This window comes from Larkinella ripae, from assembly GCF_054780775.1.
The window spans coordinates 108423-135344 of sequence record NZ_BAAGVR010000033.1 but is presented as its reverse complement, the minus strand read 5'-3'; the positions used below and the strand labels follow the sequence as shown (position 1 = coordinate 135344).

The 26922-nt window shown below is 55.0% G+C and carries 20 protein-coding genes; 11 read left to right on the top strand and 9 right to left on the bottom strand.

Annotated elements, in window-relative coordinates; translation table 11 throughout:
- Nucleotides 1–2 precede the first annotated feature (2 nt).
- The 3 genes from ACYVHX_RS28925 to ACYVHX_RS28915 all read left to right on the top strand — a co-directional run bounded on the left by ACYVHX_RS28925 (nt 3) and on the right by ACYVHX_RS28915 (nt 2533).
- Nucleotides 3–479, top strand: coding sequence for a methylated-DNA--[protein]-cysteine S-methyltransferase (locus tag ACYVHX_RS28925; RefSeq protein WP_460675206.1), 477 nt, complete (start codon nt 3–5; stop codon nt 477–479).
- Nucleotides 480–590: 111 nt separating this feature from the next.
- A complete protein-coding gene (locus ACYVHX_RS28920) occupies nt 591–1466 on the top strand; it encodes an alpha/beta fold hydrolase (protein WP_460675205.1) in 876 nt (291 codons plus the stop codon).
- Between the two features lie 104 nt (nt 1467–1570).
- Nucleotides 1571–2533 carry a threonine ammonia-lyase gene (locus tag ACYVHX_RS28915; RefSeq protein ID WP_460675204.1) on the top strand — a complete coding sequence of 321 codons (963 nt, stop codon included), beginning with the start codon at nt 1571–1573 and terminating at the stop codon, nt 2531–2533.
- Between the two features lie 75 nt (nt 2534–2608).
- Here ACYVHX_RS28915 and ACYVHX_RS28910 read toward each other — a convergent pair whose 3' ends face one another.
- The 8 genes from ACYVHX_RS28910 to ACYVHX_RS28875 all read right to left on the bottom strand — a co-directional run bounded on the left by ACYVHX_RS28910 (nt 2609) and on the right by ACYVHX_RS28875 (nt 14372).
- Nucleotides 2609–4078 carry a hypothetical protein gene (locus ACYVHX_RS28910; RefSeq protein WP_460675203.1) on the bottom strand — a complete coding sequence of 490 codons (1470 nt, stop codon included), beginning with the start codon at nt 4076–4078 and terminating at the stop codon, nt 2609–2611.
- A 268-nt stretch (nt 4079–4346) separates the two neighbouring features.
- Nucleotides 4347–4736, bottom strand: a complete 390-nt coding sequence (locus tag ACYVHX_RS28905; RefSeq protein ID WP_460675202.1) for a response regulator — start codon at nt 4734–4736, stop codon at nt 4347–4349.
- 767 nt (nt 4737–5503) lie between these two features.
- A complete protein-coding gene (locus ACYVHX_RS28900; protein WP_460675201.1) occupies nt 5504–8656 on the bottom strand; it encodes an efflux RND transporter permease subunit in 3153 nt (1050 codons plus the stop codon).
- Nucleotides 8657–8761: 105 nt separating this feature from the next.
- Entirely contained in the window at nt 8762–9844 is a 1083-nt protein-coding gene (locus tag ACYVHX_RS28895; protein WP_460675200.1) for an efflux RND transporter periplasmic adaptor subunit, read from the bottom strand.
- 7 nt (nt 9845–9851) lie between these two features.
- Nucleotides 9852–11105, bottom strand: a complete 1254-nt coding sequence (locus ACYVHX_RS28890; protein ID WP_460675199.1) for a TolC family protein — start codon at nt 11103–11105, stop codon at nt 9852–9854.
- 147 nt (nt 11106–11252) lie between these two features.
- A complete protein-coding gene (locus tag ACYVHX_RS28885) occupies nt 11253–12620 on the bottom strand; it encodes a sensor histidine kinase (RefSeq protein ID WP_460675198.1) in 1368 nt (455 codons plus the stop codon).
- 3 nt (nt 12621–12623) lie between these two features.
- Nucleotides 12624–13310: a response regulator transcription factor gene (locus ACYVHX_RS28880; protein ID WP_460675197.1), complete on the bottom strand. Its 687-nt coding sequence runs from the start codon at nt 13308–13310 to the stop codon at nt 12624–12626.
- 102 nt (nt 13311–13412) lie between these two features.
- Complete coding sequence (locus ACYVHX_RS28875) at nt 13413–14372, bottom strand: sugar phosphate isomerase/epimerase family protein (RefSeq protein WP_460675196.1); 960 nt, start codon at nt 14370–14372, stop codon at nt 13413–13415.
- 292 nt (nt 14373–14664) lie between these two features.
- Here ACYVHX_RS28875 and ACYVHX_RS28870 point away from each other — a divergent pair, with 292 nt between their 5' ends.
- From ACYVHX_RS28870 to ACYVHX_RS28835, 8 genes are all read left to right on the top strand, one after another.
- Complete coding sequence (locus tag ACYVHX_RS28870; RefSeq protein ID WP_460675195.1) at nt 14665–15648, top strand: alpha/beta hydrolase; 984 nt, start codon at nt 14665–14667, stop codon at nt 15646–15648.
- 32 nt (nt 15649–15680) lie between these two features.
- Nucleotides 15681–16058 carry a DUF3471 domain-containing protein gene (locus tag ACYVHX_RS28865; RefSeq protein ID WP_460675194.1) on the top strand — a complete coding sequence of 126 codons (378 nt, stop codon included), beginning with the start codon at nt 15681–15683 and terminating at the stop codon, nt 16056–16058.
- Nucleotides 16059–16117: 59 nt separating this feature from the next.
- On the top strand, nt 16118–17449 hold the full coding sequence (locus ACYVHX_RS28860; RefSeq protein ID WP_460675193.1) for a PQQ-dependent sugar dehydrogenase: 1332 nt from the start codon (nt 16118–16120) through the stop codon (nt 17447–17449).
- Between the two features lie 38 nt (nt 17450–17487).
- Nucleotides 17488–17862, top strand: coding sequence for a glyoxalase superfamily protein (locus ACYVHX_RS28855; RefSeq protein ID WP_460675192.1), 375 nt, complete (start codon nt 17488–17490; stop codon nt 17860–17862).
- A 62-nt stretch (nt 17863–17924) separates the two neighbouring features.
- Nucleotides 17925–18872 (top strand): aldo/keto reductase, encoded by a 948-nt coding sequence (locus ACYVHX_RS28850; protein ID WP_460675191.1) that lies wholly within the window; start codon nt 17925–17927, stop codon nt 18870–18872.
- A 315-nt stretch (nt 18873–19187) separates the two neighbouring features.
- On the top strand, nt 19188–19532 hold the full coding sequence (locus ACYVHX_RS28845) for a PadR family transcriptional regulator (protein ID WP_460675190.1): 345 nt from the start codon (nt 19188–19190) through the stop codon (nt 19530–19532).
- Between the two features lie 12 nt (nt 19533–19544).
- Nucleotides 19545–22178: an ABC transporter permease gene (locus ACYVHX_RS28840; RefSeq protein WP_460675189.1), complete on the top strand. Its 2634-nt coding sequence runs from the start codon at nt 19545–19547 to the stop codon at nt 22176–22178.
- Between the two features lie 316 nt (nt 22179–22494).
- On the top strand, nt 22495–23685 hold the full coding sequence (locus ACYVHX_RS28835) for a S8 family peptidase (protein WP_460675188.1): 1191 nt from the start codon (nt 22495–22497) through the stop codon (nt 23683–23685).
- A 61-nt stretch (nt 23686–23746) separates the two neighbouring features.
- On the opposite strand, the gene ACYVHX_RS28830 is transcribed toward ACYVHX_RS28835, so the two are convergent.
- On the bottom strand, nt 23747–26908 hold the full coding sequence (locus ACYVHX_RS28830; RefSeq protein ID WP_460675187.1) for an efflux RND transporter permease subunit: 3162 nt from the start codon (nt 26906–26908) through the stop codon (nt 23747–23749).
- Nucleotides 26909–26922 lie beyond the last annotated feature (14 nt).

Here is a 26922-nt window from a genome sequence, read left to right as displayed (position 1 = left end):
CCATGTACACGACAACGATTCACACGCCGGTCGGACTGGCGGTCATCAGCGGCAACGAAGACGGTATTATGAGCGTTCGGTGCAGCAGCGAGCCCGTCCCGGATTCGGCTTTTGTGCCAGCTGTGCTGTATAAATGTGCGCGTCAACTGGAAGAATATTTTCTGAACAAGCGTCGCGCGTTCAACCTGCCGCTTTGTCCGCAGGGCACGCCTTTTCAGCGGTCGGTGTGGCAGATGCTGGCGGAGGTCCCCTACGGCAAAACGCTGTCTTACATGGAATTAACCCGGCGGCTGGGCGACGAAAAAGCGATTCGGGCGGTGGCGGCTGCCAACGGCAAAAATCCCATCTGGATCATTATTCCCTGCCACCGGATCATTGGTTCCAACGGGGATTTGACCGGGTATGCGGGCGGGTTGGGCCGAAAAAAATGGCTGCTGGAACACGAGCAGGTGGCCAATGGGCAGCTATCGTTATTTTAGTATCCGGTTTTCGGTATACGGTTTTCGGGGGTTGGCGCGTTCTTTTAATACATCGAACTTCCTCCGAAAACAGTAAACCGTAAACCATTCAATTTGTCCTCTGATTTTTGCGTGAAAGTATTTAATTCTATTCTGTTCCTGCTGCTCCTTCTCAGTCTTTCCGGCTGCTTCCGGCGCTGGCGGATGAGCGACCGCCAGATTCAGGAACACTTTGCCAACCGATCGGCCAAACCTACTTTTTTCACCATTGAAAACGACAGCCTGCGGCTGCACGTTGCCAGCATTGGCGCCGATACTTTGCCCCCGCTCCTGCTGATTCACGGCGCGCCGGGTTCCTGGTACGGCTATTTGCGGATGTTCGACGATAGTCTGCTGCACACCCGGTTTCACATCCTGTCCGTCGACCGGCCCGGCTACGGCAAATCCCGGAAGGGTCGCAAAGCCATCACGTCCATTACCCGGCAGGCGCAGTGGATTGGCCACGCCCTGAACCTGAATCACTCGGGAAAACCGGCCATTGTGCTGGGCCGCTCGTTCGGATCGCCGGTGGCCGCCCGGCTGGCGCTGCTGTACCCGAGCCGGATCAAACACCTGTTCCTGGTGGCCTCCCCGCTCGACCCCGAAAAAGAGAAATTTTTCTGGTTTTCAAAATGGGGAAAAATGCCACCTGTGAAGCTGTTTCTGCACCGGCACCTGAACCTGGCGACCGCCGAAAAATACACGCACATCGCCGAGTTACGCCAGTTGCTGCCCCTGTGGTCAACGCTGAACGTGCCGGTGACGCTGCTACAGGGTGGCAAGGACTGGCTGGTTGATCCGGCCAATCTGGATTTTGCCAAAAAAGTGCTGGCCGGAAAACCGGCGGAGTTTATCTTCCTGCCCGAAGCCGGTCATTTGATTACGAACTCCCACTCCGAACTGGTTAAAAGCCTGATTCTCCAAAAAGCGGGCTACGCAGCGCCGTCGGGTGAAGTGTCGGCAAATTAAACGTTGTCTTTAGCCAGGAAAGATAAGGTAGCCGGACCATCCCGGTTTTGCCGGTAGGCTTTGCTTTGTTGTCTTGTCCTTTTTTGGCCCCAACCACAACCAGAATGATTACTCTTGAAACCATTCAGGCGGCCCACGACCGCATCCGGGCGCACATCCACCGTACACCCGTTCTGACGAATCAGACCATCAATGCATTCAGCGGAGCCGATATTTACTTCAAACCGGAAAACTTCCAGAAGATCGGCGCTTTCAAAGCCCGGGGTGGTCTGAACGCCATTCTGCAACTGTCGGAACAGGAACGGCTTCACGGCCGAACGCTCGGCCCGGTCACCACCCATTCGTCGGGCAATCACGCCCAGGCCGTTGCTTTTGCCGCCCGGCAGGTGGGCACCAAAGCCTATATCGTGATGCCCCGCACCGCTCCCCAGGTGAAAAAGGACGCGGTTTTGGGCTACGGGGCCGACGTGATCGAATGTGAGCCGACGCTGGAAGCCCGCGAAGCCGGGGTGCGGGAAGTGATCGAAAAAACCGGGGCTGCGCTCATCCACCCGTTCGACGACGACCGCGTCATTGCCGGACAGGCCACGGCCGCCAAGGAATTGATGGAAGATGCCGGTTCGGAAAAACCGTTCGATTTCCTTCTGGCGCCGGTTGGCGGGGGCGGTTTACTCAGTGGCACGGCTCTGATCGCGCACTTTCTGAGCCCGTCAACGAAGGTGATGGCCGGCGAACCCGAAGGCGCAGCCGATGCGGTTTTGTCCTTTAAAAGCGGCCAGGTTGAAAAAGCGCCCTACATCAAAACCATCGCCGACGGCCTGATGACCAGCCTCAGCGAACGGACGCTGGGCTACATCCGCGAACACGTCACGGCCATTCGGACGGTTTCGGATGCCGAAATTGTGGCCGCCATGCGCCTGATCTGGGAGCGCATGAAAATCATCATTGAACCCTCCTGCGCCGTTCCGCTGGCCGCTTTGTTGAAACACAAAGACGAATTTGCCGGCCAGAAAGTGGGCATTATCCTGACGGGCGGCAACGTCGATCTGGGCAAATTACCGTTTTAATCCTCACCCGGTTTCAACACTGAAGTTTTCTGTGGTCAGCCAATGGCTCATTGCAGGCCATTTCATCCCCGGTTTTTACAGCGACCAGTTGGTAAGCCTTGCGCGGGCTGCGTTATTTTTCTCAATCAAATGCAGCCGAACCAAACCGGCCACAAATTCATTGGCGCCCAGTTTCGACTCATAATACGAATCCTGCGGCTGCCGGACAAACAGTTTGCCGCTCCACAATTTCCGGATGCCCAGGTCCGCCAGCTTCTGCGCGGTTTGGATCAGGCTTTGGTCATTGAGCACTTCCGCAGCGTCCAGCGAAAACTGGATCGTACTGGCCAGACTATTCATCACGAACGTTTCCGGCCAGGTGACGGCCGACACGTTTGCGGCCACCTTCCGGACCATGTCCCGGTAAACGGGGTCGCCCGTCATAGTGTAAAAATAAGCCGCAATCCGACCCGTCATCAGGATATCGGCGCCCCCATAACCCGTATTAACCACCGGAATCAGCTCCGGATTGACCACCTTCCCGTCTAAACCCACCTCACTGCAATAGCCCTTGCGCTGCCCGTCCCACGAATGCGCTTCGATGGACTTGAACAGCACTTCCGCCCGTTCCCGCAGGTGTTTGAAGTCCGGGTGGTTTTGCGACGACTTCAGCAGGTAATAAGCCAGCAGCGACGCCCCCGGCAACGACGCATTCACGCCCGAAGACCGCGGGTCGTCAACGCAGGAAATGGTCAGGTTCGTTTCGGGATTCCGGAATTTCCAGAACAGATTTCCGGTTCCTTCGCTCCACCGCTTCCACTCCGGGTGGCCGGTTTTTCCGTACAGAAACGTAAACGAATAGCACTGTAGACCGGAATGTTTGATCCAGGCCTGCCCGCCGTCCTGGTATTGTTCCAGTCCACGGTATTCTGCTTTTTCGGCCTTGTGCCAGCGGGCGTGCCGGTTGTACAGGAAACTCTGGGTCACGCCCGACCGGAAGTGGTAGCGAACGCCAGCAATCGCCCGGCGGGTGGCCGCCGAATCGATTTCCCACAGGAACGCCCAGGGTGGCGTACTTTCGAGAAACTCGTGCGACTTGAATTTCCCCATCGGATCGAGCCCTTCCATGACCGTATCCGCGTGAAAATTATAATAAATATGCTCTCCCCAGCCCAGCAAACCGGTCACTGGATTCTGGCTGTATTTCAGAAAATCCCCCGCGTAATCGTGCAATGCGTTGGTGTAGTTCCGGTTTCCGGTCAGGGTGGATAGTTCGTTAAACACCTTGATGAGTTCGACATCGTGGTAAAAATTACTACCCCCAACCGCCCGGTCGGCGGGCCGGGTTCCTTCCGTGGGCGGCACGTTCTCCTTCGGTATGCTCATGTCGCGGGTGTCGATCACGGACGCCAGCAGGTTGGAGGTTTGCCGGCCGTACTTGTCTTTACCGTACTCAATCAGGTTGTCACAGTGCGTTTTGGCGTAATACAGATAGTCTTTCTTTTGCGCCAGACAGCCCGTTGAGAGCAGTAAAATCCAGGTATAAACAGCCGCAATACGTTTCATGGATGAGGAGGGTTGAGGAATGAAAACTCGTTTACCATAGATACCCGTCGGTGGTAAATCATACCATTGGAAGTCAAGAATTATTCTTCACCCCACCCAAACCGGGTGTAAATCCGTAACGACTCGTACCGAAGCAAACGGGCGGGAAGGTAGACGCCGGCCGCTGAAGCCGCAGCGGTTTAGTAGCCAGGTTGCCGGTCAGGCACGAAAAACCGCCCCCTGGGATCAGTGGTAGCGGGAGGATGGACCGAATGATGGGAAACAGCCTTTACGCCGGGCACAACTGGCTGGCGAGTTGAACCAGCTCACTGTACCGGGTCGGCTTCACGCGTAACGCGCCGGAGCTCAGTTCGGTGTTGCGTAAATTGGTATTGGTTTCAAACGAAGAACCGAGTAAAACCGTGGGGATGGAGCAAAACCGGCTGCTGCGTTTCAGGCGTTTCAGGGTGGTGACGCCATCCATCACCGGCATGTTCAGATCCAGAATAATCAGGTCCGGCACGTCGAAATAGTCGGTGAGATGGTCCAGCAATTCCTGGCCGTCCGAAAACGTAAACAGCAAACAGCCCGGGTGATGGCGCTGAAACGCCTGCCAGAGCATGAAGCGGTCGTCATCATCGTCGTCAGCGATAAAAATAAGGCGGTTTTTCAGGGGCATTTCCGATCGGTTTAGTGCTGAGCAATGTGAATCAACCCGTAACAAGATAGCCGATCCATTATTGAACCGGCTACTCCCTTTCTACCTAAAACGCTAAAGAAAACACTAACTAAAGAGTTAAGAAGAAAGACAAGTGAGTCAAGAACGTTTTTCGACCCGTCTGTTCTCCCCTGTCCTTCTTCTATCTTACTACTTTCTATGCATTGAGCAGCTGTCCTTTTCGTTGCAACTGCTGCCGACACCACCGAAGAAGCTGCAACCGCTCCGGCGGAGAAAGCCACCGCAACAGTTTACGCAATTCTTTACGGAACAGTCGCCGGTCGAAATCTACTTTGTTCAGTACGCACTTACTGTATTCAAACCAGGACATAATGGTAAGGATTAGTCTTACCACAAAGATGGGCCGCGTGGTTTAGATTAAGCTTAAAGTGGGATTAGAAAAAAATTAGATTTTTCCCCAAAGAAATAGCCGGTCTCTAAGGAGTAACCGGCTATCGGAATCACCTGAAATTAGCAATTTACTCGCCAAAAACCTTCTTGAATACATGAGAAAAAAGCACGTAGACGAAAGAAGAAAAGCTACCGTTCTTGGATAATCAAAAAAGAAATCGTTCTTCTTCCGTCGCTTGTCTTTTGTCAAAGTATGAACCACCGCACCTATATTCCAACCGGGACAGGAGATTCCCCCTGTGGGCCGGTCTTACGGATGCAAAGTAGGCGGGTCCAAATTAGAAAACGCTTAGAGCGGTCTTAGAAAAAAGTTAATTCTACCCTTCCAGCAGCTGCGGCTCCCGGCGCCACGGCTTCACGGCGGTTTCGGCTTTGCGGTAGAAATACCGGTACAGGATCGGAAAAATCAGCAGGGTCAGCACGGTCGCCGTAATCAGACCGCCAATCACCACCACGGCCAGCGGTTTCTGGGTTTCGGAGCCGATGCCGGTCGAGACGGCGGCTGGCAACAGCCCAATGGCCGCCATCAGGGCCGTCATCACGATGGGTCGGATCCGGGTTCGGAGCCCCAGCCGGATGGCGTCGTCGAGCGGGTGGCGGTCGGCGCGGTTCTGGTTAAAAACCGACACCAGAATCACCCCGTTCTGCACGCAAATTCCGAACAGGGCAATGAACCCCACGCCCGCCGATATTCCGAAATTGATGCCCGTAACGTGCAGCGCCAGAATACCGCCCATCAACGCAAAGGGCACGTTGAGCAACACCAGCCCCGCGTCTTTGGCGTTGCCGAAGGTGATGAAGAGAATGATAAAAATGGCCGCCAGGCTCAGCGGGACCACCTGCCCCAGCCGCTGCGTAGCCCGCACCTGGTTCTCAAACTCGCCCGTCCAGGTAACCGAATAGCCTTTCGGCATCCGTTTGAGTTTTTGCTCGACTTTCTGCTGGGCTTCGGCGATGGTGCTGCCCAGGTCGCGCTCCCGAACCGAGAACTTGACACCGATAAACCGTTTGTTCAGATCGCGGTAAATAAAGGCCGGACCGGTGGTTTTGCGCAAGGTTGCAATTTCGCTGAGCGGTATTTTGCTGCTGTGCATCGTGGGCACCATCAGCCGCATGATGTCGTCCTCGGTTTTGCGGTAATTCTCGGCGTAGCGCAGCCGAATGTCGAACCGGCGCTCCCCCTCGTACAGAATCGATGCGGTTTTTCCGCCGATGGCCATTTCAATCACGGCCTGGGCGTCGGCCGTCGAAACGCCGTAGAGCGCCATTTTGTGGTCGTGAAACAACACGCTGATTTCGGGCTGACCGATGTTGCGCAATATGCCGACGTCCTTGATGCCCGGCACGTCTTCAATGGCGTCGATCACTTCGTTGGCCAGTCCGTTGAGCTGGTTCAGATCCTCCCCGAAAATCTTGACGGCATTGGACGCGTTCATCCCGGCCACGGCTTCGGCCACGTTGTCGATAATCGGCTGTGAATAGTTGTAGTTAATGCCCTGAAACTGTTTGAGTTTTCCGTCCATTTCCTCAATCAGTTCGTCGGTTGTCAGCTTGCGCGCGTTCCGGCGATCCGTCCACTCCTCCTTTGGTCTCAGGTTGACCTGCATCTGTACGTAATAAAAACCGGACGGGTCGGTGCCGTCGTTGGAGCGCCCGGTTTGCGACAACACGCCGTTGACTTCCGGAAACTCCATTAATTTTTTGCGCAACACCCGCACCATCTTGGTCGTTTCGCTCAGCGACGAACTCATCGGCAGCTTGGCCTCCACCCACAAGGCGCCTTCATTGAGTTGCGGCAAAAATTCCGTCCCCAACAAGGTAGCGGAGAAAAACGTCAGGCCCAGAACCGCCGTCGCCAGCAGAAAGCTCAGCCGTTTGCGGGCGTAACACCATTCAAAACCGGCGGTCACCGAGCGGTCGAAAAACCGGACGATGAAATTGTTTTTCTCCCGCACGTTTTTCCGCAGCAGAATCGAACACAAAACCGGCACCAGCGTCAGCGTGAACAGCAGCGCGCCCAGCAGCGCAAAACCGAGCGTCCAGGCCAGGGGCGAAAACATCTTTCCTTCAACTTTCTGAAAGGAAAAAATCGGTAGCAGCGCCGTGATGATGATCAGCTTGGAAAAGAAAACCGCCTTGCCGAGTTCTCCCCCGGTTTTTTTGATCAGACCGAGTTTGCTCATCCGGTTGAAGGCCGCCATGCCTTTTTTGTGAGCCAGGTGGTCGAGCGTGACGAATATCCCTTCCACCATCACCACCGCGCCGTCGATGATGATCCCGAAATCGACCGCACCCATTGACAGCAGATTGGCCGACATACCCCGCAGTTTCAGACACAGAAACGCAAACAGCAGCGCCAGCGGAATGATGATGGAAACGATCACCGTGGTGCGCCAGTCGGCCATGAATACAAAGACGATCACCGTCACCAGAATGATGCCTTCCGTCAGGTTGTGCAACACGGTCCGCGTGCAGAACGCAATCAGGTTATCGCGGTCGTAAAACGTCACCATTTTGGTGTCGGTGGGCAAAACGCTGGTGTTCAGTTCGTCGATTTTATCCTTCACCCGTTTCAGGATTTCGCTCGGGTTTTCGCCTTTTCGCATCACCACAATCCCCTCCACCACGTCGTCATTGTCGTTGAGGCCGACCTGCCCCACGCGCGGCAAACTCGATTCGGCCACTTCGGCCACGTTCCGCACCAAAACCGGGTTGCCGTTCAGTTCTTCAATGATGATGTTTTCAATGTCCGGAATCGACGTCAGCAGGCCGACGCCCCGCACCACATACGCCTGTCCGTTGCGCTCGATCACATCGCCCCCGACGTTGATGTTACTGCGCGTGACGGCCTGGTATACTTCCAGCGGAGTCAGATCGTACTTGGTGAGTTGCGTGGGATTGACCCGGATTTCGTAGATTTTTTCCTGCCCACCAAAAGCCACCACGTCGGCCACGCCCGGCACCGATCGCAACTGCCGGTCGATCACCCAGTTGTGCAGGGTCAGCAGCTCGCGGCTGTCGCGGGTTTTGCTTTGGAGCGTGAAACGAAAGATCTCACCCGTCGGCCCATACGGCGGCTGAACGTCGGGTTCGACGGTTTCCGGCAGGGTTACCGTCCGGAGCTGGTTGTTTACCTGTTGGCGGGCAAAAAAGTCTTCGACATCATCCTCAAAAATAATTTTGATGACCGACAGGCCAAACATCGTAATGGAGCGAACGTTGGTTTTCCGCTGCACCGAATTCATCGCCACTTCGATGGGTACGGTGACAAACCGTTCCACTTCCTCGGCGCTCCGTCCGTTCCATTCCGTAACGACAATGATCTGGGTATTGGTTACATCGGGAAACGCTTCGAGTGGCGTATTCAGGTAGCTGACCACCCCGGCCATACTCAGCCCGACGGTCAGAAAGAAAATAAAAAACCGGTTTTTAAGCGAAAAACCGACCATGTTCCGAATGAATTTATTCATACCAGGAGAAGCAAGGGAGGAAAGGGAGAAGCGGATTGAAGGGAAGTAAGCCCTGATTGGCTCTATTCTTCTTTCTCCTTTCACCCCTTCCTGCCTCCTCCATTTTTAATCGTTTAGTGCATCATAGACCAGCAACTGATTTTTCGAGATCACCTGCTCACCCGGTTTCACGCCCGAACTGACATACGCCACATCGCCCAGAAATTTGTGAATGTGCACCTCGCGGGTTTCGACGTCGGAGCGGCTCCGGAAAATCATGATGTAGTACTTCGAATTGTCGAAAATAACCGCGTTGGAGGGCACCGTTGCCAACTTCTGGCCTTCTTCGAACCGCAGGGCGACGGTTGCGTGCATCTCGGGTTTGAGTTTCATGCCCACATTTTGCAGCCGGATGCGGACGGTCATGGCTTTGGTGCCCGGATCGAGCACACTGAAGATTTTGTCAACCCGCCCATTGAACTGCTCATCCGGATAACTCAACGTCTGGACGCTGGCAGGCATCCCGGCTTTGACGCGGCTAATGTCGCTCTCGTTGACGTTGGCCAGCACCCAGACGTCGCTGATCTGCCCGACGGTAAACAGGTTGTCGGCATTGTCGGACCGCAGCTGCATATCCCGGTTTACGTTTTTCTCGATCACAAAACCGTCGATCGGCGCCCGAACGATGTAGGTCGGTGTTTTGCCCAGTCCGTAAATCCGGAAAATTTCCTTTACCCGGTTCAGTTCGGCCTGCGCACTTTCGACATCTTTCCTGGCGGCTACGACTTCGCGCTGCGAATTCAGTTTGCTTTCGAACAGATCTTCGGCCACGCTCAGGTTTTTCTGCGCCAGCAGCAAATCCGACTGGGCCTGAATCATCTGGCGCTCGAAATCAGCCACTTCGCCCGAGCGAATGACGGCCAGCTGCTGCCCTTTTTTCACGAAATCGCCCAGCTCCACGTCCACTTCCTCCACCACCCCGCCCACCAGCGGGAACACTTTGATGACCTTGTTTTCGTCGGCGGCCACCTTGCCCACCAGCGTCAGTTCGGAGCGGACCGGCAGGTTCACGACCGTATCGACCCGAATGCGGTTCATCATGGTATCCGACATCATAAACGCCTGGGCTTCTTCCACTTCGGCTTTCTGGTGGCAGGCGGTTGCCAACCCGATTACGCCCAAAAACAGGCCGCTAACGAACGGTCTCATGCGGTTTTTAATTGAATAATTCTTCTCCCACGACATAGTTCAGTTCTTCATAGGCACTGATGCGGTCGGCCTTGAGCCGGTTCAGTTCCCGCGTGCTTTCGTTGTAGGTTTCGATGAGGTCAATAAACTCCAGCAACGAAATGTTGCGTTTCTGAAAGTTGGTGAACAAACCCTGGTTCAGTTGCTCGAACTGCTCCGAAAACCGCGACTCCACCGACTGCACCGTCCGCTCGACCTCCTGCACTTTTTGCAGGGCCGCAATCACCTCGTTGCCCACCTGTACGGTTTTCTGATTTTGAATCTGTTTCTGGTAGTTGATCTGGCTGCGGGCGGCTTTGATGGCCCCCTGGTTGCGGTTCAGCAGCGGCAAATCCAGGCTCACCGAAACGCCGAGGTAATTCGGCACGTAGCTTCCGGCCTGGTCGTAGGTGCCGCCCACCCGCAAATCCGGCACCGCCAGTGCTTTTTGCAGATTGTAGTTCAGTTCCGACTGCCGGGCCAGCGATTGATTGGCCAGTACATCGGCCCGGTGCCGCAGCGCCCGATCCCGCAGGGAAGCGACCGGCAAATCCGGCAGGCGATACCGTTGCAGCCGATCTTCGTCAACAACGGGAAGAATGGGCTGATCAACCGAGAGTAACGTCCGCAGAACCTGCTGGTTTTCGGCCAGCCGAAGCCGGATTTCCAGCCGGTCGTTGTTGAGTTGAAAAAGCAGGGCCTTCAGGCGCAGCAATTCCCGCAGCGACACATTGTTTTTGTCATATTGTTGCTCGAAAGCTGTCACGGTTCCCTGCAAGGTCGTGATCTGGCGGTCGTACCGCCCGAGGGTCTGCTGCTGAAAGTAAAGATCGAAAAACCGGCTGCGGAGTTCGAAACGAAGCGAGCGCAGCAAATCGGCGAACTCGTATTCGTTGAGCCGGGCGGACTCCTGCGCCAGGGCGATGCGTTTGTTGCGTTTCCCGGCCGTGTATAACAATTGCTGAACGGAGATGATTTTCTGGCCCTGCCGCCCCACATCCAGGGCGCGGTGCTGCTCGGTATTATACGCACTCAATTCTATCGAAACCGTGGGGTTTTCGTAGAGACTGGCCTGGATAAGGTCGGCCTGTCCGGCTTCGATTCGGAACCGACCGGCCAGCAGCAGCAAGTTGTTTCTGACAAAAAGGCTATCAGCCTGCCGACGACTGAGCCGCAACGAATCCTGCGCATGACCGGCTACCGAAAGCAACCCGAGCATGCAGACCACAAACGTAAAGCGCATTTAACTGGTTAGCACATTGCAGGTGCAAGATTCACCAGCGGAGGTTAGAAGTCCGTTAGAAACGAATTAGAAAAATGTTAAACAGGGGTTAAAAAAAAATTAGAGAGCGATCCAAACCGTCGGCTTTGCGGAGTGCTAAAAACGCGCTTATAAGTGGGTCAGTTGCATCGTAAACTGACTGCCTTCGTTCGGGCGGCTTTCGACCGTAATTCGGCCCTGGTGCAGTTCCAGAATCCGTTGGCAAATGGAAAGCCCAACGCCAAACCCTTCGTATTCCAGCGCTTTGGCTGTCCGGTAAAACGGCTCAAAAATAAGCTCGGTTTCCTCGGCCGTCATCCCGATGCCTTCGTCCCGGACGCTCACCCAACACGCCTGTGCATTGGTTCCGAGCCGGACGCGGGCCGTGTGGTCGGCCGAGTACTTGCAGGCGTTGTCCATCAGATTGAGCAACACCCGTTTCAGCAGTTCTTCATTGCCCGAAACCAGGGTATCGGTTTCCGATTGCGGGATGTTGTCGTAGTCAAATTCAATGCGGTATTCGGGTTTGGCACTCAGCAATTCGTCCCTCGCCAGCAACACAACCTCCTCCATCTGCACGGGTTCGAGCGGCATCTGGCTGAAGTTTTCGAGCGTACGGGCCAGAAATAACAAACTGTTGGTCAATGCAATAAGCCGGTTCGTATCCGAGAGCAGGTTGGTCAGGATGGTTTCGTAATCGGCCGTATTCAACCGTAGGCGCAGGCCCAGCTGAATTTCGGATTTCAGGGCCGCCAGCGGGGTACGCAGTTCGTGGGATGCGTGCGACACAAAACTGCGCTGCTGCTCGAAGGCCTGTTCCAGCCGTCCCAAAACCGCATTGAAATTTACGGCAAGCTGGTCGATTTCATCCCGGCGGTCGCCTTCGTCGAGCCGTTGCCGGAGATTCCGGGCGGTGATGGTCGAAACCTGCGTGTTTATTTCGTCAATCGGCCGTAGCGATTGTCCGGCAAAGAAGATCCCTAATCCGATGGTTAGCCCAATTCCGCCCAGCAACCCCCAGATCAGGGTCAGGCGCAGGTTTTTCTGTTTACTCCGCCCCACCTGATCGTAGGCCGATGCCAGCACCACCAGTTTACGCCCGCCCTCTTCGTAAAAAATGCCGGCCAACTGGTTCTCGTCGCTCCAGGTTTCCACTTCCTTCAGCTGCCGGACTTCGTCCAGTAAACTCCGCTGGTAGTGAATGATGTGGTCATCGACGCTGGCGTAGATCAGCCGGTTTCGTTCATCGAACACCAAGACTTTTTCGTCGTATAAAGCCGTGAGCGTATTTCGGTCGATGATTTTCAGCAGGTTCTGATCGACTTCATTGACCTGAATCAAAAACCGGGCGGTGGTACGGGCCTTCTTTTTCAGCCGTTCGTAAAAATCATCCCGGCTGTAGGCCGTCGTGGTAAAATAAATGATAATCGAAAAAACCAGCAGAATCGACGCTACAATGAGCGAAAACTGGAGCGCAATCCGGTTTCTGATTTTCATACTCTACTCCACTTTTAACACGTAGCCCATGCCCGCCCGGGTGTGAATCAGTTTGGGCTCAAAATCGCGGTCAATTTTTTTGCGCAGGTAGTTGATATATACCTCGACCACGTTGGTTCCAGGATCGAAATTCAGGCTCCAGACTTTCTCCGCCAGATCCATTTTCGACACCACGCGCCCCCGGTTTCGCACCAGGTATTCGAGCAGGGCAAACTCGCGGGCGGTCAGGTCGACCGGCGTATTTCCGCGCTTCACCTGTTTGGTAGACACATTAATTTCCAGATTGGCAACCCGTAACAACTCATCGACGGCGCTCTTGTCGAGCAACTCCTGCCGCCGGAAACAGGCCGCAATCCGGGCATTTAACTCCCGGAGATCAAACGGTTTCACCAGATAATCGTCGGCGCCCCGTTTCAATCCCTCCACCTTGTCCTCAATCTCGCCCAGCGCGGTCAGCATGATGATGGGCAGGTGCGGTTTTTCGGCCCGCACATTCCGGCAAATCTCGTAGCCGTTGAGACCCGGCAGGTTAATATCCAGGATCACCAGGTCAAACGGCTCCCGCAGGGCCAGATCACGGCCGTTGTAGCCCTCGTAGGCCACTTCGGTCTGGTAGCCCTCTTCCATCAGCCCCCGGCTGATGTTCTGGGCAATCCGGCGGTCATCTTCAACGATCAGAATAGTTTTCATGCGGTTTCTGAAACGGTTCCTACCATAACGCAATCGACGGGTCCGCCAGTTCTGAGACGCAGCATTTCTAAGGGTATTCTAATCCTTGAGCCCGTCAATTCCCTACGCCAGCCCCGCCTTTTTCAGCATTCCCCGCAACGTCTGCAAGTCGGTTTGCATAGCCTGGTACACTTTTTCGCGGGGGATGGTTAACGCCCGTTTGCCCTGATCGGCTCCGCCCAGCGGGTATTCGAGGTGCAGCGAAATCGGCACCCGCACGTTCAGCTGTTTGAGCAAGGCGAAGTAGGCCGGAAAATCGACCATGCCCTGTCCCAGCGGCACACTCACGGCCTTCCATTTGCCGTCGGTTTTTTCCCAGATCACATCCTTGATGGCAATAAACCGGATGTGCGGATGAATCACCCGCAAACCCGTCGACCAGGACGTACCGCCTTCGACGGTGGCGTGGCGAATGTCGTACTGACACCCCAAACCGGGTTGGTTAATCTCCTGCAAAACCGTCGCCAAATCCCAGATGGCCGAGCCGAAATTGGTGCCCGCGTGGTTTTGGTACGCTCCCGCCAGGTTTAGTTGCTGGTTGAGCCGGGCCAATTCACCGAATTGTTGCCGGAATTGCTTCAGGCTTGCCGGAATGGGCTGATTAGCGGGATAGGGCAGCCAACCCGTGCGGTAATACCGGACGCCCTGCTGGCTGGCGGTTTCCAAAACCGTCCGGCTAACTGCATCATCGGCTTTGGTAACCGCCGTGGTGATCATCGACGCGCTCAGGTTTTTCGTTTTGAGCGCTTCCACCGCCTTCGGCAAATCCTCCCGGACGCGGACGGGCTCAACGTGGCCATCGGGTCGCACCGTCAGATCGACGCCATCGAAACCGAGATCGGAAGCCGTGGCCGCCAGTTCGGTAAAATTCAGAAAATGAAGGTGTTTAGAAAAAATGTGAACGCTGAAAGGGGCCGCATCGGGGGCCGGATTCGCAGCCGTCAGCGTCTCGGCAGCCGAACCCGCCAGCCCGGTCGCCAGCAGCCCTTTTAATACATCCCGTCGTTGAAGCAGCGTTGGCATAGCAGTAAGGAGAAGAAGCTATGCCGATAAGAAATTCCGGTTGATTATCTACCTATTGGGCTTGGCAGACCAGCCAACAGAGCCGCATAGCCCCTTGTCCGCGCGCTGTAATACGTTGAAAGTTTCAGAGTACGGTCCGGCCAGTTTTTCCATTCCTCCCAAAATCTGAGTCTTTCAAGCCCTGGACGAAAAACAACCTTCCCTGGTCCTTATAGCGTGGAAATCGACCACTTTGTCTGTACCTTTAGTCGAAATTTGGAACTGAAATTAGCTACGACTTTTACTACCCCTTATGCGCATCGTCCGTTGGACCGGGCTGGCTCTGCTCGTGTTGTTTGTCCTTTTGAACATCATTCTGGCGTTTCACGCGGCCCGGTTTACGTATTTTTTTGATAATCCGGACAAAACGCCGTCGAAAAAATCGGAAACCTATTCAACGGGTGACAAGTTGAATGCGGCTTTTTTTGGCTTGAAACTAAAGAAATCGGTGGTCAGCAACTACCCCAAAATGCCTTTTGAAACCATTCGGCTCACGAATGAGTACAACCAGAAACTGGAAGGCTGGTACATCCCGGTCGAGAATGCCCGAGGCACCGTGATTCTTGCCCACGGCCACGCATCGACCAAGGCAAGCATCCTGTGCGAAATGGATTATTTCCACCAACTGGGCTACACCACGCTCTCGTTCGACTTCCGAGCGCACGGCAACAGCGAAGGCAACATCTGCACCATTGGGTATCGCGAAACCAACGACCTGAAAGCCGCCTACGATTTCGTGACGCGCACCGGTGAAAAAAACATCATCTTCTGGGGCGCGTCGATGGGGGCCGCCACCATCCTGAAAGCCATCCCCGAACACAACCTGAAGCCGAAGCAGGTTATTCTGGAATGCCCGTTTGCCTCGCTCTACGATGCGGTTCAGGGTCGGCTGCGTTCCATGCACATTCCCGCCCACCCGGCCTCGGAACTGCTGCTGCTGTGGGGCGGTTTGCAGCGTGGCATCAGCGGGTACAGCTTCCGGCCGTCGGAATACGCCAAACAACTCACCATGCCGGTTTTGCTGAACTGGGGAATCAATGACCCCCGGGTGCTGCGCCACGAAACTGACGCGATTTTTGAAAACCTGGGCTCGATACAAAAGCAACTGGTGATTTTTGAAAAGTCAGGACATCAGTCGTACTGCACCGTAGAACCGGATAAATGGCGGGCCACCATCAGCCGGTTTTTGCAGGCCAGCCCCGTTTCCAAACCGGTGTCCGAACCACAGCTTCCCTAAATCATCAGTTTGACTTCTAAAACCGTATCCTTATGAAAAAGCTCCTTCTTTTTGCCTTCGCCCTGACGATTTCTACGCTGGTTTTTGCGACTCAAAAACCCGGTATTTCTTCCGCACTTGTCCAATCGGCCGATTCGACCGACCTGAAAGCCTACGCCGGAACGTATACGTTTGCTTCTAACGATACCTTCAAGCAGTTTGTCGTGACCGTTGAAAACGGTGAATTATTCGGCGCGGTCGATACGTACCCGAAAAACAAGCTGGTGAAGCAACCCGCAGCCGACACCTACAAATCGACGAGCGAATACGGTTCGGTGTTTACGTTCAGTCGCGATGCAGCCTCGAAACAGGTGACCGGTTTTAAAATCCAGATTATGGGCAACGAGCTTACCGCTACGAAAGACAAATAGGCCAAAACAAAGCCGTTAGTCAGTCGGTTGATACAGGAGGTCTCTAATTCTGTTCAACGATGAAAAAACCGTATTTTCTTTTTACATACGCTTTGCTGTTAACCGGCTTGCTGTCGGCCTGCGGCCAGGGCAATAAATCAGCCAGTGCCGAGTCGGAAACCGCCAGCGCGGCCACCGCCGAAGAATCACCGAAAGCGCCCGATCTGCCGCCCCCCACCAAAGGGTCCACCCATTTCAGCAACGTTGTGGGCTGGGATGCCGGCCAAACGCCCAAAGCGCCCGAGGGTTTTGTGGTGACCGAGTATGCCCGCGACCTGAAAAATCCGCGCCAGGCCTACGCCCTGCCGAACGGTGATGTGCTCGTGGTGGAATCGCAAACCGAGCGCAAAGGCATTGCCAAAAAGGTTGAATCGGTCGTGAGCGGCCGGGGCAAATCAGAGAATACCGGCAAAAGCGCCAACCGCATCACCCTTTTCCGCGATGCGGATAAAGACGGCAAACCGGAAATCCGGGAAACCTTTCTGGAAGGACTGAACCAGCCCTATGGCATGGTGCTGGTTGGCAATACGTTCTATGTCGCCAATACCGACGGTCTGCTGTCTTTTCCGTACCAAACCGGTCAGACCAAAATTACCGCCCCCGGAAAATCCATTCTGGCCCTGCCCGCGGGCGGTTATAACAACCACTGGACGCGCAACCTGATTGCCAGCGCCGACGGTTCCAAAATCTACATTTCTGTGGGTTCCGGCAGCAACGTGGGCGAAAATGGCATGGAGCACGAAGTGAAACGGGCTAACATCCTGGAAATCAATCCTGACGGAACGGGTGAGCGGATTTTCGCCAGCGGCCTCCGCAATCCGGTCGGCATGGACTGGAACCCCACGACCAAGGCCCTGTGGACGGCGGTCAACGAACGCGACGAACTGGGCGACGAACTCGTTCCCGATTACATTACGAGCGTGAAAGAAGGCGCGTTTTACGGCTGGCCCTACTCCTACTACGGCCAGAATGAAGATCCGCGCCGGAAAGGTGAAAAGCCCGATCTGGTTCAGAAAGCGGTTATTCCGGATGTGCCGGTGGGATCGCACACGGCGTCCCTGGGACTGGCTTTTTACGATCAGGAAGGCTTTCCCGAAAAATACCGCCACGGTGCCTTCATCGGGCAGCGGGGTTCCTGGAACCGTTCGGCCTTCGCTGGGTACAAAGTCGTTTTCGTGCCCTTCGCGAATGGCAAACCGAGCGGCAAACCGGAGGACTTTCTGACCGGTTTTGTCATTGACGACAAGGATGTGCACGGCCGGCCGGTGGGCGTCACGGTTATGCCCGACGGATCGCTGCTGGTGGCCGACGACGCCGGAAACCGGATTTGGCGCGTCAGTGCAAAACGTTAACTTCGTGGGGCCGCGGCACGGGTTGTGGCCCCTATTTTATGCTTTCCCCCATCATTCCGATTTTCCGGATTTTCGACTACCGCAAGGCCGTCGAATTTTACGTCGACTGGCTCGGTTTTTCCATTGCGTGGGAACACCGGTTTGAAGAAAATTTCCCCATATACCTGGAGGTAACCCGAGGAAATCTGCGGTTTCATCTTTCCGAGCACCACGGCGACGCCACGCCCGGCAGCAAGATTCTGGTCGAATACCCCAACCTGAAAGCGTACCACGAAGAGCTGACGGCTAAGAATTACCCCTACATGAAAGCGGGTCTGGAAGATGCCTTCTGGAACGCCTGGACGGTCAGCGTCAGCGATCCGTTCGGCAACCGGATTGAGTTTTTTCAGCGCAAAGACGAGTCGGGCCACTAAAACCGGCTTTCCTCCAGGCCACCCGCTCAACAATTGGCACCGAATCGTGGTTAATCCAGTCGATGAAACCTGTTAATCCCTTGCCCCAGCAACCTTCCCGACGCGAAGCCCTCCGGTTTCTGGCCGCATCCGCTGCCCTCCTGAGTACGGATGGTGTACCGGTTTTTGCCACGCCCAACCCAACCACCATGCTAAACCGCCCCATTCCTTCCAGTAAAGAAAAGCTGCCCGTCGTCGGCATTGGTACCTGGCAAACGTTCGACGTGGCCGGAAAACCGGAACAGGAGCCCTTGATACAGGCACTCAAAGCCGTGCATCAGGCGGGCGGGAAGATGATCGACTCCTCGCCGATGTACGGCCGGTCGGAGGACGTGGTGGGCCAGCTCACGGCGGCATCCGGCATCCAGAATGCGTTTTTCTACGCCACCAAAGTCTGGACGCGGGGCCGCGAAGCGGGCATTCAGCAGATGGACGACTCGATGCGGAAAATGAAACGGTCGACGATGGATCTGATGCAGATTCACAACCTGGTTGACTGGAAAACTCACCTCGAAACCCTGAAAGCCTGGAAAGCCAGTGGCAAAATCCGCTACATCGGCATCACGCACTACACCGACTCGATGCACGACGAACTGATCGAGATCATCACCAAAGTCCCGATTGATTTCGTGCAGTTCAACTATTCGATACTTTCGCGCAACGCCGAAAAGCGGCTTCTCCCCACCGCCCAGGATAAAGGTGTAGCGACGATTATCAACCAGCCTTTTGCCGAAGGGCGGTTATTTTCGCTCGTGAAGGGCAAAGAATTACCACCCTGGGCCACCGAAAATGGGATCACGAGCTGGGCGCAGTTTTTTCTGAAATTCCTCATCGGCCACCCCGCCGTCACCTGCGTCATTCCCGGCACGAGCAACCCGCGCCATGCCGCCGACAACATGCTGGCCGGCCACGGACGCCAGCCCGATGCGGCACTGCGTGAAAAAATGGCGGCACTCCTGCGCGGATTTTAAGGTTACGGTTTACGGTTTTCAGTTTACGGTATTCGGTATACGGTTTTCGGTGGGCTGGCGCTCCCATTGGCTGGTCTGCGTAATGAGAGAATGCCTCAGCCGCCGAAGCGTCGGGCCGGCGTAAACTGAAAACCGTATACCGAAAACCGAATACCGTAAACCGTCCCCCCTGTCCGTGCATGGACAAAATCTGTACGATTTCGGACACACTCCTCTCCTGAAAACTCCCTTCCGTTCACTCCCGCAGGCTTTTTCGCCTTTGGCACTTTATTTGTTTTGCAAAATTACAACTAATTATACCAGCCCGTAACCATCATGCGCAGAGCCTTTTTGGGTGAGTTCGAAGAAATTGTTTTGCTCGTGGTGGCCGCCTGTCCGGCCGAAGCCTACGGCGTTACGATTTGGGAGGATGTTCAGCAGCAAACCGGCCGCAGCATCACGATGAGCGCCGTTCATGCCACCTTATACCGTCTGGAAGAAAAAGGCTACCTCTCCTCCGAGATGGGGGGCGCCACCGCCGAGCGCGGAGGACGTCGCAAGCGGTTTTTTGCCCTGACCACCGCCGGGGTGCGCGCCCTGAACGACATTCAGGAAGTCCGTAGTCGTCTCTGGCAGGCCATTCCGCCCGGCAAATTTCAGCTCATCACCCATCACGCCTAATTCACTGTTCCTATGAAACCGCCCCGCTGGGCCGACCGCCTGCTGGAACTCTTCGTGGCTCCCCACCTTCGGGAAGATGTGCAGGGGGATTTGCACGAAGTCTTTTATAAACAACTCGAACAGCACGGGTTGCCGAAAGCCCGTCGGCAATTCGTCTGGGCCGTCCTGAATTACCTGAACCCGTATTTTTTCAAGCGAAAACCGTCCCACTATCCCGCTCCACCTTTATTCACGTCCAGCATGTTACGCAGCTACCTCACCATCGCCTTTCGGACGCTGGCCCACAACAAGGCCTATTCGATCATCAATATCATCGGCTTGAGCATTGGGCTGGCCGCGGCCATGCTCATTATTCTGTACGCCAAGGATGAGGTCAGTTACGACCAGTTTCACGCCAACAATCCGAATATCTACCGGATTACAAACCAATTCATTACGCCCGCCGGAAAACGTGATGGTGTGCAGGGCAATACCGGTTTTCTGCAAGGGCCAAAATTCGGGGCCGGGGTGCCCGAAATCCGGTCCTACGTGCGGTTTCACGAAACCCGGTATGACACAAAAAAAGGAACGGAGATCAAGAGTGAACCGGTTTTTCGGGCCGATACGAGCTTCTTTACGGTTTTTTCCTTCCCGTTGCGGAGCGGCAACCCCCGAATCGCGCTGCGCCAACCCAGATCGGTGGTCCTTTCCGAAGAGATGGCCGAAAAACAGTTCGGGACCACCGACGCGCTGGGCAAAATCATTCTCCTCAAAGAGTCGTACGGAAAAGACAGCCAGTTTGAACCTTACACGGTTACCGGGGTCGCCAAAAAGTCGCCCCAGAACTCGTCCATCAAGTTTGACATTCTGGTGCCGTTTGTGGCCAAAAAGGAGGACATGGAACGGAATCAGAACTGGTTCAATACGTTTCTGAACACCTTCGTCGTGCTGGTTCCGAATGCGAATCGGACGATGGTTGAAGCGAAGATGAACCGCATTTACCAGGAGGACGCGAAGGAAGCCATTCAGGAGGTTGCCGAAAAATACGGATTCAAAAACCGGAAAGAGTACCTGCTTCAGCCGTTTACGGAAATGCACCTGAGCCAGGACTTACCGGCCGACAATGGCCTGGCCAATTCGAGCAATCTGATGTTTTCGTACATTTTGTCGGGCATTGCGCTGTTCATTCTGCTGATTGCCTGCATCAATTTTGTCAACCTGACGGTGGCACGTTCGTTGAAGCGCGCCAAGGAAATCGGCGTTCGGAAAGTCGTGGGCGGGGGCCGAACGCAATTGACGCTGCAGTTCCTGGGCGAGTCGTTATTGCTGTGCTTCGGCGCATTTTTGTTCGCGCTGATTCTGGTGCAACTGGTGCTGCCAACGTTTAACCAACTGGCCAATAAAGTCCTGGACCTGTCGTATTTATTTGATACCAGGCTGGTTCTCGGCTACATCGGTCTTTTTCTGGCAACCGGGTTGTTAGCCGGTTTTTATCCTGCCCTGGTTCTGTCCAGTTACAACCCCATTCAGACGCTGTACAGCCGCTTTAATCTTTCCGGCAAAAATTACCTGCAAAAGTCGCTGGTGGTGGTTCAGTTCGCCATCGCGTCTTTCCTGATTATTGGAACAATGACCATTTATTCCCAATTCAACTACCTTATTACCAAAGACTTGGGCTATGACGACAAGCAGATAATCAGCATCGAAAAACAAAATCTGAGCCGTCGGGAAGCGCAATTGCTCAGAACGGAACTGGAGCAAACCGCAACGATTCTGGCGGTGGCGCCCAAAAACGGTGGCCGGTGGAACACCAGTGCGAAAATCCGGGGAGGAACCGAAATTTCGTTTACCTACGAAACCGTGGACCCGGCCTACCTGCCGCTCTTCAAAATTCCGGTGTTGCAAGGACGCAATTTTTCCCCCGCCTTTCCGAGCGATTCGACGCAATCGGTGCTGGTTAATGAGAGCTTCGTGAAAAAGGCCGGCTGGAAAAAACCACTTGGACAGACCGTCGATTTCTGGTACGAAAACCTCAAATACACGGTGATCGGCGTGGTCCGGGATCACCACTATGCTTCCCTGAATGACGAAATCGGGCCGCAGGTGTTCACCATGAACCCCAGCAATAAGTATGGCCGGTTTTTTGTCAAAATCAAGCCGGGGACCGAAACCGCCAGTCTGGAAAACCTTGGTAAAACGTTCAGCAAACTCTTTCCGCTCAATCCGTATACGTACCAGTTTCTGGACGAGGAAAACCGGAAGCGGTACGAATCGGAAGCCAAATGGAAACAGATCATGCTGTTTGGGGCGGTTCTGACCATCTTTATTTCCTGCATCGGGTTGTTCGGACTCGCTACCCTTTCCGCCGAACGACGGACGAAAGAAATCGGCATCCGGAAAGTGCTGGGTGCATCCGTGCCGAGCATTGTCCAGCTGCTTTCGTCGGATTTCCTTAAACTGGTGAGTTTTTCGTTTATTCTGGCTTTTCCGGCCGCCTACTACACCATCGACAAGTGGCTGCAAAATTACCCGTACCGCATCGACATCAGCATCTGGACGTTTGTCACGGCGGCTTCCCTGGCGGTTTTGATTGCCTTTTTCACGGTCAGCTTCCAGTCCATCCGGGCCGCCGTGAGCAACCCCGTCAAATCGCTTCGTTCGGAATGATGAAGTAGTATTGAAGAACGGACACCGAATTGAGGAGGACGAAATAACCGTTCATCATTCGTTCTTCACCATTCAATATTCGCTATTCCCAGTTCTATAAAAAAACGCCTGCAAGCCACTAAAAAAGGCCCAGGAAACCGGGCCACGCAATTGAATCATCGGGATTCAACTGCGTGGCCCGGTGCCGTTTACAGAAACTACGCAGTCTGAAAATCGGGTAGTAATACGCTGTTTCCGAATCGGTTATCCTCGTAACTTTGATTGATCACCTGCCCAAAAGTGGGGTTGGTGCCTGGCCTTCAAACTCCCTTGCCCAATGAAACAAAAACACATCATTCTCCGAACTACGCAAATCACCACCCGCGACCCTTTTCTGGGCGCCCTCTCGCAATCCCGCACCATCGAATCGGTGGCCGCTGGTCTGTCGATCGAAATCGACGAAATTGACAAGCGCCACATTTCAGCCCTGACGCGCGATTCCGGAATTCTGGCCGTAGCGCCGGCCATTCCGATGAAACTGGTTGAGCCACTGAACGTGAAAACCGTAGCCACCCCCTCTGCCCCGACGGTGGCCTGGGGCGTCAAAGCGGTTGGTGCCGACACCTCGCCGTTTACGGGAGCCGGTGTTGTCGTAGCGGTTCTGGATACGGGCATCGATGCCGCCCATCCGGCTTTTGCCGGGGTGCAGGTGATCGAGCAGGATTTTACGGGCGAAGGCAACGGCGACGGGCACGGACACGGCACCCACTGCGCCGGAACGATTTTTGGCCGGATCAGCGGCAACACCCGGATTGGCGTGGCCCCCGGTGTGCAGAAAGCCCTGATTGGCAAGGTACTGGGTACCAACGGGGGCGGTTCCAGCGAACAGATCGTCAGCGCCATTCAATGGGCGGGTCAGAACGGCGCCAACGTTATTTCGATGTCGCTCGGCATGGACTTCCCCGGTTTTGTCAAACAACTGATCGATGAAGGGTACCCCGCTGAACTGGCGACTTCTTACGCACTGGAAGGCTACCGCGCCAATGTGCAGCTTTTTGAGCGGCTGGCGGCTTTGATCCGGATCCAGGGATCGTTCTCGCAGGCGACGGTCATCATTGCCGCAGCCGGTAACGAAAGCCAGCGGACCGTGAATCCGGATTTTGAAATCTCGGTGAGTCCGCCCGCCGTGTCGGAAGGCATTATTTCGGTGGCGGCCCTCGGCGAAAGTGCGCAGGGTTTAACGGTGGCTTCTTTTTCCAATACCGGCGCCAACGTTTCCGGACCGGGCGTCAAGATTCTGTCGGCCAAACCCGGTGGCGGTTTTGTGCAGATGAGCGGCACCAGCATGGCAACTCCGCACGTGGCGGGTGTGGCGGCTTTGTGGGCCGAAAAAATCACCAAAACCGGCTTGCTGACTCCCCTGACCCTGACCGCCCGGCTGATCGGTTCCGGTACCGAAACCGGCCTGAAAACCGGTTTTGATCCTTCGGATGTGGGAGCCGGACTCGTCCGGGCTCCACAGGTCTAGGCGGTTTTACGACCCGTTCCAGCAAAAATAAAAAAACCGGCTCGTCGCCGGTTTTTTTATTTTAAACTTCTTCTTCGTATAGCTCCTCGCTTTTCCGTTTTCGGGGTTGTTCCGGAGCGGGCAGCGGTTGCGGATGATCTTCGTAGGCCGAGTTGTCAACGGCTTTAAACCGCGACATAAACGAGTACATGGCCGGAATGACGAAGAGCGTCAGCACCAGCGAAAACATAATTCCACCGACGATAACCACCCCCAAGGGAATCCGGCTTTTGGCCGCAGCACCCAGACCGAGGGCAATCGGCAGCGCCCCGAAAGCTGTCACCAGACTGGTCATCAGGATCGGGCGCAGGCGCAGGGCCGAAGCTTCAATGGCCGCTTCGACTTTGTTCATGCCTTCTTTCCGTTTCTCATTCGCAAACTCCACAATCAGAATCCCGTTTTTCGTCACCAGACCCACCAGCATGATAATGCCGATCTGGGAGAAAATATTCAGGGTCTGGTTAAACATCCAGAGCGACAAAACCGCCCCGGCAATAGCCAGCGGCACCGTCAGCATGATGATGAACGGATCGGTGAAACTCTCGAACTGAGCCGCCAGAATCAGGTAGATCAGGACCAGGGCCAGCACGAACGCAAAAAGCGTATTCGATGAGCTCTCGGCATAGTCGCGGGATGAACCGGAAAGCGCGGTCTGGAACGTGTCATCGAGCGTACGGGCCGCAATGGCCTGCATGGCTTCGACGCCATCGCCAATGGTTTTGCCCGGTGCCAGACCAGCCGCTACCGTGGCAGCCTTGAACCGGTTGTAGTGATAGACCTGCGGAGGACTCGATACTTCCGCAAACTTCACAAGATTATCCAGCTGAACCAGATTGCCGACATTGTTCCTTACGTAGAACGACGCCAGATCGACGGGTTCGTCCCGGTCGTCGCGCGATACCTGCCCGATGACCTGGTACTGCTTCCCGTTCATCAGGAAATAGGCCAGCCGCCGGTTGCTGAGCGCCAGTTGCAGCGTTTGCGCCACATCCTGAACCGACACACCCAGGCTCGTGGCCTTCTCACGGTCAATGGTGATGTTCAGCTCCGGTTTGTTGAATTTCAAATCCACATCGAAGCCCTGAAACGTCGGATCTTTCTGCACTTCATCCATGAATTTGGGCAGCGCCTGACGCAGTTTTTCGAAGCTCAGGTTCTGGATCACGAACTGCACCGGCAGACCACCTCCGCCCCCACCACCACCGCGACCCACCTGAATGGTTTGCTCCTGGGTGGCATTCATCCGGGCTTCCGTGAAGCCTTTCAGGTGTTTACTCAGGTAATCGGCAATTTCCTGCTGCGACCGCTGGCGTTCCCGCGAATCGGTCAGGTTCAGGGCCACAAAACCCGAATTGACCGCGCCCGCTCCCGAATTACCGGGCGCAATGACGCTGAAGGTAAAATTGATTTCCGGCACCGAATCGAGCACAAACTGGTTGACCCGGTCCGAAATCCGGCTCATCGCTTCGTAGCTCGTTCCTTCCGGCGCGGTAATCGGAATCCGAACCCGGCCGCGGTCTTCCATCGGCGCCAGCTCGGATTTCAGGCTCGAACCAATGCCGAAGATGATGGCCACACAAACCCCAATCATCAGAAAAGCCCACCGGCGACGCTTCATAAAATCCGTCAGAGCCGAGCGGTAGGAATCGTCCAGCCAGCGGTAGAAGGGTTCGGTTTTCTTGTAAAACCACGAGCCCTGGCCGTGGTCTTTGCTCACCAGTTTCACGCTAAGAACCGGCGTTAGGGTCAGCGAAACAAACGCCGAAATCAACACGGAACTGGCTACGACCACCCCAAATTCGCGAAAAAGCCGACCGGTGAATCCTTCCAGGAAGATAACGGGCAGGAACACGATGGCCAGGGTGGCCGAGGTCGAAATAACCGCAAAGAAAATCTCTTCCGAGCCTTCCTTGGCGGCCCGTTTCAGGTCCATGCCCTCCTCAATTTTCTTGAAAATATTCTCGGTGACCACAATCCCGTCATCGACCACCAGCCCCGTCGCCAGTACGATACCGAGCAGCGTCAGTACGTTGATACTGAATCCGGAAATGTACATGATGAAGAACGTTCCGATCAGCGAAACCGGAATGTCGATCAGCGGGCGAATCGAGATCAGCCAGTCGCGGAAGAACAAGTAGATGATGATAACCACCAGCACAAACGACAGGATGATGGTTTCGCCCACTTCTTCAATCGATTTGCGGATAAAAATCGTCCGGTCGATCCCGTTCCGGATCTTGATATCCGGCGGCAAATCCCGCTTGATGTCTTCCAGACGCTTGTTGAATTCGTCCGCAATGGCCACGTAGTTGGCCCCCGGCTGCGGAATCATGACCAGAATGGCTCCGGAAGCGTTGTTTTGCTTGGCGGCCGACTCCTCGTTCTCCGGCCCTAAAATCGCATAGCCCACATCCTTGAACCGGACGATCTGGTTGGCCGTCTGGCGCAGAATCAGGTTATTAAAATCTTCTTCGGTTGATAAACGTCCGGCGGCTTTGACGGTCAGCTCGGTATTGTTTCCGTAGATTTTACCACCGGGCAATTCCACATTCTGGCGGGACAGGGCATCCTGAATATCCTGCGCCGTCAGGCGGTACGCCGAAAGTTTATGCGGGTCGATCCAAAGCCGCATGGCGGGTCTTTTTAGCCCAAAAATCATAACCTGGCTCACCCCCGGAATGGTTTGCAGGCGCTCCTGAAGCACGTTTTCCGCGTAATCCGACAACTCCATCGGGTTGCGCGTCGTGCTTTGAATCGGCATGAAAATAATCGGGTCGGAGTTGGCGTCGGCCTTGCTCACCACCGGTGGCGCGTCGATGTCCTGCGGAAGTTGCCGCTGGGCCTGCGATACTTTGTCGCGGACGTCGTTGGCCGCCCGCTCCAGATCGGCGCTCAGTTCAAATTCGATTGTGATGTTGCTGCTTCCGAGGGCGCTGTTCGACGAAATGGTCCGAATTCCTTCGATGCTATTGAGCGATTTTTCAATTGGCTCCGTAATCTGGGATTCGATAATTTCCGGGTTGGCGCCCACGTAGCTGGTCCGTACCGAAATAATCGGCGGATCGATGGCCGGGTATTCGCGGACACCCAAAAAGGTAAAGCCAATCACCCCGAACAGGATGATCACGATCGACATAACCATGGCAAAAACCGGTCGTCGGAGGCTTAAAGAAGGTAGACTCATCGATTTAGCTAATT

What these genes read in the sequence shown, in the direction of transcription:
- ACYVHX_RS28835 (WP_460675188.1), top strand. Translation starts at nt 22,495, where the DNA reads ATGAAACAAAAACACATCATTCTCCGAACTACGCAAATCACCACCCGC.
- ACYVHX_RS28905 (WP_460675202.1), bottom strand. Translation starts at nt 4,736, where the DNA reads ATGCCCCTGAAAAACCGCCTTATTTTTATCGCTGACGACGATGATGAC.
- ACYVHX_RS28895 (WP_460675200.1), bottom strand. Translation starts at nt 9,844, where the DNA reads ATGAGACCGTTCGTTAGCGGCCTGTTTTTGGGCGTAATCGGGTTGGCA.
- ACYVHX_RS28860 (WP_460675193.1), top strand. Translation starts at nt 16,118, where the DNA reads ATGAAAAAACCGTATTTTCTTTTTACATACGCTTTGCTGTTAACCGGC.
- ACYVHX_RS28915 (WP_460675204.1), top strand. Translation starts at nt 1,571, where the DNA reads ATGATTACTCTTGAAACCATTCAGGCGGCCCACGACCGCATCCGGGCG.
- ACYVHX_RS28845 (WP_460675190.1), top strand. Translation starts at nt 19,188, where the DNA reads ATGCGCAGAGCCTTTTTGGGTGAGTTCGAAGAAATTGTTTTGCTCGTG.
- ACYVHX_RS28875 (WP_460675196.1), bottom strand. Translation starts at nt 14,372, where the DNA reads ATGCCAACGCTGCTTCAACGACGGGATGTATTAAAAGGGCTGCTGGCG.
- ACYVHX_RS28910 (WP_460675203.1), bottom strand. Translation starts at nt 4,078, where the DNA reads ATGAAACGTATTGCGGCTGTTTATACCTGGATTTTACTGCTCTCAACG.
- ACYVHX_RS28865 (WP_460675194.1), top strand. Translation starts at nt 15,681, where the DNA reads ATGAAAAAGCTCCTTCTTTTTGCCTTCGCCCTGACGATTTCTACGCTG.
- ACYVHX_RS28890 (WP_460675199.1), bottom strand. Translation starts at nt 11,105, where the DNA reads ATGCGCTTTACGTTTGTGGTCTGCATGCTCGGGTTGCTTTCGGTAGCC.
- ACYVHX_RS28855 (WP_460675192.1), top strand. Translation starts at nt 17,488, where the DNA reads ATGCTTTCCCCCATCATTCCGATTTTCCGGATTTTCGACTACCGCAAG.
- ACYVHX_RS28850 (WP_460675191.1), top strand. Translation starts at nt 17,925, where the DNA reads ATGAAACCTGTTAATCCCTTGCCCCAGCAACCTTCCCGACGCGAAGCC.
- ACYVHX_RS28830 (WP_460675187.1), bottom strand. Translation starts at nt 26,908, where the DNA reads ATGAGTCTACCTTCTTTAAGCCTCCGACGACCGGTTTTTGCCATGGTT.
- ACYVHX_RS28885 (WP_460675198.1), bottom strand. Translation starts at nt 12,620, where the DNA reads ATGAAAATCAGAAACCGGATTGCGCTCCAGTTTTCGCTCATTGTAGCG.
- ACYVHX_RS28880 (WP_460675197.1), bottom strand. Translation starts at nt 13,310, where the DNA reads ATGAAAACTATTCTGATCGTTGAAGATGACCGCCGGATTGCCCAGAAC.
- ACYVHX_RS28840 (WP_460675189.1), top strand. Translation starts at nt 19,545, where the DNA reads ATGAAACCGCCCCGCTGGGCCGACCGCCTGCTGGAACTCTTCGTGGCT.
- ACYVHX_RS28870 (WP_460675195.1), top strand. Translation starts at nt 14,665, where the DNA reads ATGCGCATCGTCCGTTGGACCGGGCTGGCTCTGCTCGTGTTGTTTGTC.
- ACYVHX_RS28925 (WP_460675206.1), top strand. Translation starts at nt 3, where the DNA reads ATGTACACGACAACGATTCACACGCCGGTCGGACTGGCGGTCATCAGC.
- ACYVHX_RS28900 (WP_460675201.1), bottom strand. Translation starts at nt 8,656, where the DNA reads ATGAATAAATTCATTCGGAACATGGTCGGTTTTTCGCTTAAAAACCGG.